This window comes from Streptomyces sp. AC602_WCS936, assembly GCF_019049125.1.
Classification (GTDB): domain Bacteria; phylum Actinomycetota; class Actinomycetes; order Streptomycetales; family Streptomycetaceae; genus Streptomyces.
In genome coordinates, this window is the sequence record NZ_JAGMUF010000003.1 from 20,411 (window position 1) to 31,990 (window position 11,580).

The 11,580-nt window shown below is 77.6% G+C and carries 14 protein-coding genes; 9 read left to right on the top strand and 5 right to left on the bottom strand.

The window, feature by feature from the left end; translation table 11 throughout:
- The first annotated feature begins 2 nt into the window (after positions 1-2).
- From rfaE2 to KUM03_RS01070, 4 genes are all read left to right on the top strand, one after another.
- Positions 3-1,382, top strand: coding sequence for a D-glycero-beta-D-manno-heptose 1-phosphate adenylyltransferase (rfaE2, locus tag KUM03_RS01055; RefSeq protein WP_217244916.1), 1,380 nt, complete (start codon positions 3-5; stop codon positions 1,380-1,382).
- Between the two features lie 428 nt (positions 1,383-1,810).
- Positions 1,811-2,746 carry a glycosyltransferase family 9 protein gene (locus KUM03_RS01060; protein WP_308406226.1) on the top strand — a complete coding sequence of 312 codons (936 nt, stop codon included), beginning with the start codon at positions 1,811-1,813 and terminating at the stop codon, positions 2,744-2,746.
- Complete coding sequence (locus KUM03_RS01065; RefSeq protein WP_217244917.1) at positions 2,743-3,678, top strand: glycosyltransferase family 2 protein; 936 nt, start codon at positions 2,743-2,745, stop codon at positions 3,676-3,678. The genes KUM03_RS01060 and KUM03_RS01065 overlap by 4 nt, the downstream gene beginning before the upstream one ends.
- Complete coding sequence (locus KUM03_RS01070) at positions 3,675-4,571, top strand: glycosyltransferase family 2 protein (protein ID WP_217244919.1); 897 nt, start codon at positions 3,675-3,677, stop codon at positions 4,569-4,571. Before KUM03_RS01065 ends, KUM03_RS01070 begins: the two co-directional genes overlap by 4 nt.
- A gap of 102 nt (positions 4,572-4,673) precedes the next feature.
- Here the strand turns inward: KUM03_RS01070 and KUM03_RS01075 are convergent, their stop codons facing one another.
- The 5 genes from KUM03_RS01075 to KUM03_RS01095 are packed head-to-tail and all read right to left on the bottom strand — an operon-like array spanning position 4,674 to position 7,520.
- The gene (locus KUM03_RS01075) at positions 4,674-4,982 is read right to left on the bottom strand and encodes a DUF3040 domain-containing protein (protein WP_217244920.1); all 309 of its coding nucleotides are present in this window, start codon (positions 4,980-4,982) and stop codon (positions 4,674-4,676) included.
- A 56-nt stretch (positions 4,983-5,038) separates the two neighbouring features.
- Entirely contained in the window at positions 5,039-5,932 is an 894-nt protein-coding gene (locus KUM03_RS01080; protein WP_217244921.1) for a polysaccharide pyruvyl transferase family protein, read from the bottom strand.
- 54 nt (positions 5,933-5,986) lie between these two features.
- A complete protein-coding gene (locus tag KUM03_RS01085) occupies positions 5,987-6,325 on the bottom strand; it encodes an Asp23/Gls24 family envelope stress response protein (protein ID WP_217244923.1) in 339 nt (112 codons plus the stop codon).
- Positions 6,322-6,987: an Asp23/Gls24 family envelope stress response protein gene (locus KUM03_RS01090; RefSeq protein ID WP_217244925.1), complete on the bottom strand. Its 666-nt coding sequence runs from the start codon at positions 6,985-6,987 to the stop codon at positions 6,322-6,324. Before KUM03_RS01090 ends, KUM03_RS01085 begins: the two co-directional genes overlap by 4 nt.
- Positions 6,978-7,520 carry an RNA polymerase sigma factor gene (locus tag KUM03_RS01095; RefSeq protein ID WP_217244927.1) on the bottom strand — a complete coding sequence of 181 codons (543 nt, stop codon included), beginning with the start codon at positions 7,518-7,520 and terminating at the stop codon, positions 6,978-6,980. Before KUM03_RS01095 ends, KUM03_RS01090 begins: the two co-directional genes overlap by 10 nt.
- 180 nt (positions 7,521-7,700) lie before the next feature.
- Between KUM03_RS01095 and KUM03_RS01100 the strand changes: the two genes are divergently transcribed.
- From KUM03_RS01100 to KUM03_RS01120, 5 genes are all read left to right on the top strand, one after another.
- Entirely contained in the window at positions 7,701-8,198 is a 498-nt protein-coding gene (locus tag KUM03_RS01100; protein WP_217244928.1) for an Asp23/Gls24 family envelope stress response protein, read from the top strand.
- 34 nt (positions 8,199-8,232) lie between these two features.
- The gene (locus KUM03_RS01105) at positions 8,233-8,418 is read left to right on the top strand and encodes a hypothetical protein (RefSeq protein WP_217244930.1); all 186 of its coding nucleotides are present in this window, start codon (positions 8,233-8,235) and stop codon (positions 8,416-8,418) included.
- Positions 8,415-9,575 (top strand): DUF6286 domain-containing Asp23/Gls24 family envelope stress response protein, encoded by a 1,161-nt coding sequence (locus KUM03_RS38975; protein WP_217244931.1) that lies wholly within the window; start codon positions 8,415-8,417, stop codon positions 9,573-9,575. Before KUM03_RS01105 ends, KUM03_RS38975 begins: the two co-directional genes overlap by 4 nt.
- A 13-nt stretch (positions 9,576-9,588) precedes the next feature.
- Positions 9,589-10,176: a hypothetical protein gene (locus KUM03_RS01115; protein WP_217244932.1), complete on the top strand. Its 588-nt coding sequence runs from the start codon at positions 9,589-9,591 to the stop codon at positions 10,174-10,176.
- Between the two features lie 141 nt (positions 10,177-10,317).
- Entirely contained in the window at positions 10,318-11,424 is a 1,107-nt protein-coding gene (locus KUM03_RS01120) for a winged helix DNA-binding domain-containing protein (RefSeq protein WP_217244933.1), read from the top strand.
- The last annotated feature ends 156 nt before the right edge of the window (positions 11,425-11,580 follow it).

The window sequence follows — 11,580 nt, forward strand, 5'->3', positions numbered from 1 at the left end:
GGATGACGGGACGCACGACCGGCAAGGCGCCCCTGGTCGTGGTCGGCGACGCCCTGCTCGACCGCGACCTTTCCGGCTCCGCCGACCGGCTCGCCCCCGACGCGCCGGTCCCGGTGGTCGCCGAGTGCGCGGAACGCGTACGGCCGGGCGGCGCGGCCCTCGCCGCGTACCTCGCCGCCCGCGACGGCCGCGACGTCACGCTGATCACCGGCCTGGGCGACGACCCGGCCGGCCGGGCCCTGCGCGAACTGCTGGAACCCTGGCTGACGCTGATCCCGCTGCCCCTGACCGGCACCCTGCCCGAGAAGACCCGGGTCCTGGCGCAGGACCGTCCCGTCGTCCGCCTCGACCGCGGCGGCGGCCGGGTCCGCGAGGCCACCGACGAGGCCCGCGCGGCGCTGCGCTCCGCCCGGGCCGTCCTCGTCTCCGACTACGGCCGCGGCGCCGCCGACGCCCTGCGGGACGTACTGGCCGAGCGGCCGCCGCTGGTCTGGGACCCGCACCCGCGCGGGGGCCCGCCGGTGCCCGGCACCCGGCTGGTGACACCCGCCGAGAAGGAGGCGCACGGCTTCGCACCCCGCGACGGCCACCCGGGCGGCGGCCTGCGCGCCGCCGCGCAGCACGCCGCCGCCCTCGTACGGGACTGGCGGGTGGCCGCGGTGACGGTGACCCTCGGTTCCCGCGGCGCCCTCCTCTCCTACGGCGAACACCCCCTCCTCGTCCCCGCGCCCGCCGCCCACCACGGCGACTCCTGCGGCGCCGGCGACCGCTTCGCCGCCACCGCCGCCGGGCTGCTCGCCGACGGGGTGCTGGTGGGGGAGGCCGTCGAGGGCGCGGTCGCCGCCGCGACGGCGTTCGTCGCCGCCGGCGGCGCGGGCGCCCTGCCCCCCGCCGCCGACGGCCCGGCGGCCGCCGCCCCCGACACCGACGACCCGCACGCCCTGGCCGACCGCGTCCGCGCCCAGCACGGCACGGTGGTCGCCGCCGGCGGCTGCTTCGACCTGCTGCACGCCGGACACGTCGGCCTCCTCCAGGCCGCCCGGCGGCTCGGCGACTGCCTGGTCGTCTGCGTCAACTCCGACGCCTCCGTCCAGCGCCGCAAGGGCGACGGCCGCCCCGTCAACCCCCTCGCCGACCGCGTCCGCGTCCTGCGCGCCCTCGCGTGCGTCGACGCGGTCGCCGTCTTCGACGAGGACACCCCCGAACGCCTCCTCGGCGACCTGCGCCCCGACGTGTGGGTCAAGGGCGGCGACTACGCCGGCGCGGACCTCCCCGAGGCCGCCCTCCTCCAGGAATGGGGCGGCCAGGCGGTCCTCCTGCCCTACCTGGACGGCCGCTCCTCGACGGCCCTGATGGCCCGCGCGGCGGAGGGCGTGCGATGACCCACGGCACGCCGGGCCGGGCCCGCGCCGCCGCCCCGCCACCGCCGCGGTCCGCCGAGGCACCGACGCCGGGTGCCCGTGCCCGCCCCGACAGGACCGGCACCGAACCCGCCCGGCGGGCGAAGACTCCGGCACCCGGCGGCGCGCCGGTGGCCGGGGCGGTCGGGGCGGTGTCCGCCGGATCGCTGCCCGCGTCCGCGAGGCTCGGGCTCACGGCCTTCGCCGGCGGTGCGGCCACGGCGGAGGGGCCGGTGTTCGCCGGTCCGGTGTCCGCCGACGGCCCCGCGACCGGGGACCCCGTGCACCCGCCGCCCGGCGGGACGGCCCGCCCGCCCGACCCGCGCCCCCCGGCGCCGGACAGCACACCGGGCCGGAGCGCGACGGACGCCGTTCCGGCGCACGGAGCCGCCGGCGCCACGCGGCCCCGGGTGCTCGTGCTGCGGGCCCTCGGGCTCGGGGACCTGCTCGCCGGGGTGCCGGCGCTCCGGGCGCTGCGGCGCGCCTACCCCGCGCACGAACTGGTGCTGGCCGCCCCCGCCGAGCTGGCGCCCGTGGCCGCCGCGACCGGCGCCGTGGACCGGCTGCTGCCCGCCGCCGAGCCCGGCCGTGCCGTCCCGCGCTCCCTCGACTGGACCGGCCCGCCGCCCGACGTCGCCGTGGACCTGCACGGCAACGGACCGCCCAGCCACCGCCTGCTCATGGGCCTCGGCCCACGGAGACTGCTGGCCTTCGCGCACCCGGAGACGCCGGAGGTCGACGGGCCGCCCTGGTACGCCGAGGAACACGAGCGGGACCGGTGGTGCCGGCTGCTGGAGGCGTACGGCATCGAGGCCGACCCGGCCGACCTGCGCCTGCCCCGACCGCAGGCACCGTCCCCCGCCCCCGGCGCCGTCGTCCTGCACCCCGGTGCCGGCGCCCCCTCCCGCTGCTGGCCCGTGGACCGGTACGCGGCCGTCGCGGAAGCGCTGCGCGCGCGGGGGCGGCGGGTCGTCGTCACCGGGGGAGCGGACGAGGGCGACCTCGTGGCCCGGCTGGCGAAGCTCGCCCACCTGCCCGACACGGACGTGTTCGGCGGCGGCCTGCCCTACGACCGGCTCTCCGCCCTGGTGGCGGGCGCCCGCGCCGTCGTCAGCGGGGACACCGGCATCGCCCACCTCGCCGTGGCCCACGCCACGCCCTCCGTCACCCTCTTCGGCCCCGTACCGCCCAGCCGCTGGGGACCGCCCGGCCACCCCCGCCACCGCGCCCTGTGGCACCCGGGCCCCGACGGCGACCCGCACGGCCACGACACCGACCCCGCGCTGCTGCGGATCGGCACCGACGACGTCCTGCACGCGCTCGACGCCCTGGGAGAGGCACCATGAACCACGCCACCGGTCACGGCCCCTCGACCACCCGTGAACGAACCCGCGCCGACCGCACCGAAGCCGCCCCCGTCGGCGTCGTCATCGCCACCCGCGACCGCTCGGCGAGCCTCGCCGTCACCGTGCGGAACCTGCTCGCCCTGCCCGAGCGGCCCCAGGTCCTCGTCGTCGACAACGCCTCCACCGACGACACCACCGCCATGCTCGCCCGCGACTTCCCGCAGGTCCGGGTGGTGTCCCTGCCGTTCAACCGCGGCGCCCTCGCCCGCACCCACGGCGTCCGCGCCCTCGACACCCCGTACGTGGCGTTCAGCGACGACGACTCCTGGTGGGCACCCGGCGCCCTCGCCGCCGCCGCCCGGCACTTCGACGCCCACCCGAGGCTCGGCCTGCTCTCCGCCCGCACCCTCGTCGGGCCCGGCGACGACGCGGACCCCCTCAACGACCTGCTCGCCGACTCCCCCCTCGGCACGGCCACCGACCTGCCCGGCACCCAGGTGCTCGGCTTCCTCGGCTGCGCCGCCGTCGCCCGCCGCACCGCCTACCTCGACGCCGGCGGCTACCACCCGCTGCTCTTCTTCGGCGCCGAGGAGACCCTCCTCGCCTACGACCTCGCCGCCCGCGGCTGGGGCGTCACCCACTGCCCCGACGTCACCGCCCACCACCACCCCGACCCCGGCCCCCGCACCGGCCGCCCCGCCGTCGTACGCCGCAACGAACTCCTCACCGCCTGGCTGCGCCGCCCCCTCCCGCACGCCCTGGCCCGCACCCGCGACCTCGCCGCCGACGCCCGCCACGACCCGCACGCCCGGCGCGCCCTGCGCGAGACGCTCACCCGCCTGCCCGCCGCCCTGCGCGCCCGCAGGCCCCTGCCCCCGCACGTGGAGCGCGCCGCCCGCCTGCTGGACACGGCGAACGGAGCCACCTCATGACGGACACCCGCACCACCGTCGTCGTCATCACCCACAACCGGCGCCCCGAACTCCTGCGCACCCTGGACCGCCTCGCCGAACTCCCGGAGCGGCCCCCGGTGATCGTCACCGACAACGCCTCCACCGACGGCACCGCCTCCGCCGTCGCCCGCCACCACCCGCAGGTGAAACTCCTGCGCCCCGGCCGCAACCTCGGCGCCGTGGGCCGCAACCTCGCCGTCCGCCAGGTCCGCACCCCCTACGTCGCCTTCTGCGACGACGACTCCTGGTGGGCGCCGGGCTCCCTGGCCGGGGCCGCCGACCTGCTCGACCGGTATCCGGCCGTCGGCTCGGTCACCGCCCGCATCCTCGTCGAACCGGACGGCACCGAGGACCCCATCGTCAAGGAACTGCGCGACTCGCCCGTGCCCCGCCCCGACTGGCTCCCGGGACCGGCCCTCGGGTCGTTCCTGGCCGCCGCGACCGTGCTGCGCACCGACGCCTTCCGCGCCGCGGGCGGCTTCCACCCCCGGCTGTGGCTGGGCGGCGAGGAGGAACTGCTCGCCGCGGACCTGGCGGCGGACGGCTGGTGGCTGACGTACGCGGACGACCTGGCGATCCATCACCACCCGTCCGTCGTACGGGACTCGACCCTGCGACGGGCGCACGGCATCCGCAACACCCTGTGGTTCACCTGGCTGCGCCGCCCGGCCGGCCCCGCCCTGCGCCGCACCCTCCACCTGGCCCGCACCGTCCCCCGCGACGCCGCCTCCCTGCGCGCCTTCGCCGAGGCGACGGCCGCCCTGCCGTGGGTGCTGCGCGAACGCCGGGTACTGCCGCCGGAGGTCGAGGCACGCCTGCGCTCACTGGAACCCGCCCAGCGCGACTCGAAGGCCCGCAGCTACACGGGCTGACCAGCCGGCCGCCACCGCCGCCGGCCACCACACGGGCCGGCCCCGCGCCGAGGGGACGTGGGGCCGGTTCCGGGGCTCGTGGGGGGCAGGCGGGTGGATGCACTAACCCTCCGTCCACCTGCACAGCAGCCGGAACGACGCGAACAGCGTCACCGGCCACACCGCGGCGAACGCCCAGATCACGCCGGGCGCGGACGTGACGATGCCGGTGACCAGCAAGGTGACCGACAGGACGAGCAGCAGGAGGACGGTCAGGGTGCGCGGGCGGTAGGACAGCAGGCGGGTGGGGTCGGGGCGGCGGCTCAGTCGCAGGGTGCGCAGGCGCCGGTCCAGCCGGCGGTCGCGGCTCAGCGCCCGCTCCACCTCGTCGAGTATGCGTTGCTCGTGCTCGGGGAGTCGGCCGATGCTCACGATGTCTCCTCCCGGCGGCGGACCGACGGCCACCGAGTGCCCCCGGGGGCCGGCGGCTAACCGACCGGCCGAGCCACCTCCAGCGCCGTCACGAGACCGTCCGCGGCGTCCCCGGCCGCGTCCGCCGCGCGGAATCCGGCGCCGATCCGCCCGGCCTCCTCCCGCCCGCCGGTCAGGCACCAGTCCCACCAGTGCTCCAGCACCCCGTCCGTCAGCTCTTCGGCGGCCACCAGCGCCGGCCAGCCGCAGGCGCGGGCCTGCGCCGTCACCTTCGCCCCGCCCGCGACCGGGTCCACGGCCAGCACCGGTGTCCCGGCCCGCAGCGCCAGCACCAGCCCGTGCAGCCGGTCGGTGACGACCAGGTCCAGCCGGGCCAGTACGGCCTCCAACTGGGCCGGCGTGCCGCACAGCCGCCAGTCGTGCGCGTCGAGCCGGGTCTCCAGCTCCAGCCGGGCGCAGTCCTTGCCGGCCAGCCAACCGGTCAGCCCGGCGGCGACCTCCTCGTGCCGCCGCTGACCGCCGTACTCGTGCTGGCCGTGGGTGAGGACGACCCCGACCACGGGCCGGGCGGGCAGGGCGGGCGCGCGGGCGGCGAGGTCCAGGGTGGGAGCGCTGCCGGCGGCGTCGCGGGCCAGCACCCGGTGGAAGCCGGTGACGGCCGGGGAGCCGGGGTCGACCACGGAGACGCCGACGGCGATCCGCAGGCAGTGCGCGAACCGCCGGTGCAACTCCTCGACCTGCGGTCCGTGCGCGGGCCCGCACACGAAGACCAGCCGGGAGTACGCCGCCGGCTCCACATCCGCGAAGTGGAGTCCGTCCGCTCGGAAACCGGGGCTCCACACCACGTCGTACGGGAGCCCGGCGCCCCCCAGCACCTCCTCCACCCGCCGCAGCGCCAGCACGTCCCCGGCGGTCGCCTCCCCGTGCAGGAAGCTGAACCAGCCGGTCACCAGGATCCTGTCTCGTCCGTGCACAGTGCGCACGGGTGCCCCGGGGCGGGCGCTTCACACGGCGCCGGTGACGGTGACCGTCACCTGCGCGCCGGGTGCCGTCCGGGCCAGCGCGGCGCTCACCGCGTCGCGGACGGCGCGGGCGACGGTCAGGGCGCGGTGGCCGCGGCGGACGACGAGCTGCACGTCCACCTCCCACGGGCCGGTCCCGGAGCCCCGGGTCACCCGCACCCCGGCGGGCGTCCGTCCGGCCGCACCCGGGGTGCCGGTCCGGGCGGAACCGCGGATCAGCTCGGCGAGTCCCGGCCGCAGGAACGCGACACCGGGTACCTCGGCGGCGACCCGCGCGACGGTGCCGGCGAGCGCGTCACGGCCGGTGGCGGCAGCGGTCACGGTCGTACCTCTCCTTCTTCTTCCGCTTCTTCCTCCGTGGTGTCGACCACGTCGGTGATGTGTACGTCCACGTGCTCCACCGGCAGCCCGAGGGCGTCGTCCGCCGCCCCGCGCACCCGCCGGCGGATCTCCTCCGCCAGCTCGTGCAGCCCCGGCACGAGCGGCACCACGACCTCCAGCCGCACCCGGACCGGCCCGCGCGTGGGCGCGCCGCCCCGCTCGCCGGGCCGGACGCGGCACGAACCCGCGCGCACACCGGGGACGGTCTCGGCGGCGGCCCGCAGCGCCTTGGCGGCCATCGCCTCGCGCACCCACAGGTCCTCCTCCCGCTCCCCGAGGGGCAGCGGCCGCCCGGGCCGCAGCTCCAGCCGGACCACGTCCATGACCCGCTCGGTCAGCGCCCCGGCGTCCCACTCGGGCTCCCGTTCACCGCGCGACGCCTCGCGCACGGCCGCGCCGAGCAGGTCCAGCTGCCGCACGGCCGCCGCGCAGTGCGGGCAGGCGCTCAGGTGCGGGTCCTCGCTCCCGTCCTCCCGGCTCTCCCACACCTCGGACAGCAGCCGTCCGCAGGCCAGCCGTTCGTCGTCGTCGGCGGCGTTGCCGTCCGCGCCGCCGGGTCCGGCGCCGGACCCGGGCAGCTCCGCCCCGGTGTTCATCGCCATGCGGTCATCGCCTCCGTCAGGCAGCGTCGTGCGCGGAACACCCGGCCGCGGGCAGCCTCGGCGCTGATCCCGACCGTCTCCGCGATGGTCTCGTACGACAGGCCCTCCAGCTCTCTGAGCACCCAGCACACCCGCTGCTCCGCGGAGAGCGCGGACAGCGACCGCCCCAGCTCCGCCGCGGCGGCGTGCGACTCGGCGGCCCGGGAGGGGGAGGCGACGTGGTCCGGCGCGACGGGCTCGGGCACGCTGTCCAGGTCCGCCACGGGACGCCGGGCACGCAGCATGTTCAGGCAGCGGTTGACGACGATGCGATGCATCCAGGTGGTGAAGGCCGACTGCCCGCGGAACTCCGGGAGCCTGCGCCAGGCGCTGACGAACGCGTCCTGCACGGCGTCCTCCGCCTCGGACGGGCTGCCCAGCATGCGCCCCGCGAGCCGCAGCAGCCCGGGTGCGTGCCGGCGCACGAGCGCCTCGAAGGCGTCCTCGTCGCCCTCGGCGGCCCGCACCGCGAGCAGTTCGTCGTCCCCCGGCACGCGCGCTCCCTTCCTCGTTCCCACGGTCCCCGGGCGGGTTCCCCGGTTGGACACGCCGGCCACCGCGGGCGTTACGCGAGGACACGGAGAAAGAAATCTCCCTGAACCGCGTAACGCCGTACCGCCACCCGTGTCCAACGTCCAGAAGCACCAAACGACCAACGGTTCACGGAGGACACCATGACGACGACACCGCAGGCGGTCACGACGGAGAAGCGCAACGGCAGCGCGCAGGGCGGCGGCGCGACCACCGTGAGCGGCGGCTCCACCGGGGCCACCGAACCGGCCGGCACGCGGGGCCGCACCTCCATCGCGGACGTCGTGGTCGTGAAGATCGCGGGCATGGCGGCGCGGGAGATCCCCGGCGTGTACGACATGGGCGGCGGCCTGTCCCGCACCATCGGCGCGGTCCGCGACCGGGTGCCCGGCGGCCGGCCCAACGTGGGACGCGGCGTGAAGGTCGAGGTCGGCGAGCGGCAGACCGCCATCGACCTGGACCTGGTCGTCGAGTACGGCGTTCCCATCGCCGACCTCGCCCGGGACGTGCGGGAGAACGTGATCGACGCGGTCGAGCGGATCTCCGGCCTGGAGGTCGTCGAGGTCAACATCACCGTCAACGACGTGCACCTCCCGGACGACGAGGACTCGGAGAGCCCCGCCGAGGCGCGCGTGGAATAAGGGACGGGCGGGTTCGCGAAGGCGGAGGTGCGTGATGAACAGAGCGGCGATCGGCATGCTGGCGGGCATGGCGCTGGCCTTCGCCGGCTGGTTCGGCGGCTTCGGCGCTTTCCTGCTGGTGGCCGCGCTGGGCGCGGTCGGCGGTGTGGTGGGGCGCCTGATGGACAACGGCACGGACTGGCGCGAGTTCCTGGCACCCGGCGACCGGAGGACGCGGTGAGCGGGGCGCAGGCTCCCGACGGCGGGTCCGATCCGGTCGGCGCGGGGACGGCGTCCGGTGGTGGGGGCGGTGCGGTGGTGGCGGGGCCCGTGGTGGTGGGCTCCGGTGCCGGGACCGGATCGGCGCCCGTGCCCGGAGGTGCGGCGACCCGCGCCGTACCGGTGCCCGCCGGTCCCGCCCGCCCCGGCGGCACGGCGCCCGTCGACCGGGGCCGGACCGTCGTCGCCGAGCGCGCCGTGCGCCGGATCGCGGAACGCTCGGCGACCGAAGCCGACCTCGCCGGGAGGCGCGCCCAGGTCGCGCACGGCGCGGCGACGGTCCACGGACGCGGTGCCGAAGTCCTGGTCGACGTGCGGCTGCCGTACCCGGCGTCGCTCGGGGAGGCGGGGGAGCGGGTCCGCGGCCGGATGGCGGACCGGGTCGCCGAGCTGAGCGGCCTCACCGTGCGGACGGCGACCGTCCGCGTCCAGTCGCTGGCGGCGGAACGGGCGGCGCCGCCACCGCCCCCGGGCGACCGGGAACGGCCGTCCGGCCGGGCCCGGCGCCCCTGGTCGGCACGGCGGGCCCCGGCCGCGCTGGTGTCCCTGGCCGCGGCGGCCGGGTGCGCCGTCCTCCTGACCGACCTGCTGTCCGTGCACCTCGCCGGCCGGCGCCCCGCAAGGTGGCGCACGGGCGCGGTCGACTGGCTGGCGGCACACGGCCCCGGGGACGGCGCGGTCGTCGCGGGCGGCGCCGTCGCCGCCGTCCTGGGCGCCTGGCTGCTGTGGCTGGCGCTCACCCCGGGCCTGCGCGGCGTCCTCCCGATGGCCCCGGCGACGGGGGACACCCGGCAGCGGGCAGTGCTCGACCGGTCGGCCGTCGCCGAACTCCTGCGGGACGCCGCCGCCGCGGTGCCCGGCGTGACGGACGTCCGGGTGCGCTGCGGCAGACGGCGCGTGCGCCTGCGCGCCCGCCTCGGCTTCGGCGACCGGGACACGGCCCACACCGCCGTCCGCGCCGCGACGGACACGGCCCTCTCGGGTCTCGGCCTGACCAGGCCCCTGAAGCCCCGCGTCACCCTGCGCACCGAGCCCTACTGGCGCCCGCCGGGACCGGCGCCCGCCCGAAGCGATCGCCCGACGCGGGGCAGCCGTACGACGGACACCGTGCAGCCATGAAGGAGACCGACTCGTGAACTCGTCGCGCACCGCCGCCAATCGCACCCTGCTCGCGCTGACCGGCGCGGCCCTGCTGGGCGGCGGCGGATGGCTGGCCGCCACGGCCGGTCCCGTCGCCGAGCGGCTGCCGGGACGGTGGCCCGGCCCCGCCGCCACGGGCACGGCGCTCCTGGACCGTGCGGGCCTCGCGGACCTCCGCGACCACGGCTGGTGGACCCCGGTGGCCGTCACCGGCACGGCCTGCGCACTCCTGCTGTGCCTCACCTGGCTCCTCACTCAGGTCCGTCGCGGCGGCCACCGCCGGCTGCCGCTGGCCGGCCCGCGCCTCACCCTGCGCGCCCGCGCGCTGGCCGATGCCGTCGCCCGGCGCGCCGAGGCCACACCCGGCGTCGCCCGCGCCCACGTGACGCTGCCCGCGGGCGCGAAACGGTCCCGGGCCCGCGTACGCCTGCTGCTGGAGCCCGGCGCCGCGCCCGGACCGGTACTGGAACGCCTCACCCACGGCGCCCTCGACGAGGCCCGCCGCTCCCTGGCACCGCACCCGCTGGAGACGCACGTCCGGATGGGGGTCCGGCCCCGCCGTGAACGGCGTGCCCGATGACCTCCTTCCCCGGGGAGCCGCCTGGTCGGACACCTACGCCAGGCCGTACGGCTCCCGGACGTGCCCCGACCCGGCGGCTCCCCGCCCGCGCGACCGCATCGCGGACAGAAGCCGTCCGCGACCACGGCTACCGTGCACGGCATGACGCCCAAGGCACGTACGACGAACGCCCCCGTTCTCGGCCTCCGCGCCCTCAACCGGGCCACCCTGGCCCGGCAGTTGCTGCTGCGCCGCGCGCCGCTGTCCGCCGAGGCGGCCGTCGCACACCTCGTCGGGGTCCAGGCCCAGAACGTGAAGCCCCCGTACTACGCGCTCGCCGCCCGCCTCGACGGCTTCACGCCCGACGCCCTGTCCGCGCCGATGGCCGACCGGCGAGTCGCCCGCCTCGTCACCATGCGCTCGACCATCCACACCCACACCGCCGACGACTGCCTCACCCTGCGCCCGCTGGTCCAGGCCGCCCGCGACCGGGAACTGGGCAACTTCCGCAAGGGACTCGTGTGCGTCGACCTGGACCGGCTGACCGTCCTCGCCCGTGAACTGGTCGAGGCGGAGCCGCGCACCATGGGGCAGCTGCGCGAGGCGCTGCTCGCCGAGTGGCCCGACGCCGACCCGCAGGCCCTCTCGGTCGCCGCCCGCTGCCGGCTCCCGCTGGTGCAGGTGACACCGCGCGGCCTGTGGGGGAGGAGCGGTCAGGTCACGCTCACCACCGCCGAGCACTGGCTCGGCCGCCCCGCGACGCCCGCCCCGGCCCCGGACGGGACGGTGCTGCGCTACCTCGCCGCCTTCGGGCCGGCCTCCGTGAAGGACATGCAGACCTGGGCGGGCCTGACCCGCCTGAGGGACGCCTTCGAACGGCTCCGTCCCCGCCTCGTCACCTTCCGGGACCCGAACGGCACCGAGCTGTTCGACCTGCCCGACGCGCCCCGTCCCGACCCAGACACGCCCGCGCCGCCGCGCTTCCTGCCCGAGTTCGACAACCTGCTCCTCTCCCACGCCGACCGCACCCGCCTCGTCCCGCCCGAGTACAAGGGCCGCACCTGGAAGGGAAACCTGGCCCACCGCGTCCTGCTCGTCGACGGCTTCGTGGCCGGACTGTGGAAGCTGGACGACGCCCTCGTCGTCGAACCCTTCGGCCGTCTCACCGGCGCACAGCGCGACGAGGTCGTGGCGGAGGGGAAGCGGATGCTGGCGACGATGCACCCGGAGGGTGGGTACGGCATCCGCTTCGGGACGGTGCGCGGCTGACATGGAGAGGGGGCGTTGCGGGCCGCTCGTGGAGGCCCGCAACGCCCCCCGGTCTGTCACCTGAGGGTTACTCAGGAGCCTTGCGCGGTCGGCACACTGCGGGCGGTCCCGCCGGGCAGGCGCGCGACGGCGGAGGGAGCGGTGGATCCGGTGCGG

Coding starts and splice junctions, on each gene's coding strand:
- KUM03_RS01100 (WP_217244928.1), top strand. CDS start 7,701: ATGACGACGACACCGCAGGCGGTCACGACGGAGAAGCGCAACGGCAGC.
- KUM03_RS01090 (WP_217244925.1), bottom strand. CDS start 6,987: ATGGCGATGAACACCGGGGCGGAGCTGCCCGGGTCCGGCGCCGGACCC.
- KUM03_RS01070 (WP_217244919.1), top strand. CDS start 3,675: ATGACGGACACCCGCACCACCGTCGTCGTCATCACCCACAACCGGCGC.
- KUM03_RS01105 (WP_217244930.1), top strand. CDS start 8,233: ATGAACAGAGCGGCGATCGGCATGCTGGCGGGCATGGCGCTGGCCTTC.
- KUM03_RS01120 (WP_217244933.1), top strand. CDS start 10,318: ATGACGCCCAAGGCACGTACGACGAACGCCCCCGTTCTCGGCCTCCGC.
- KUM03_RS01065 (WP_217244917.1), top strand. CDS start 2,743: ATGAACCACGCCACCGGTCACGGCCCCTCGACCACCCGTGAACGAACC.
- rfaE2 (WP_217244916.1), top strand. CDS start 3: ATGACGGGACGCACGACCGGCAAGGCGCCCCTGGTCGTGGTCGGCGAC.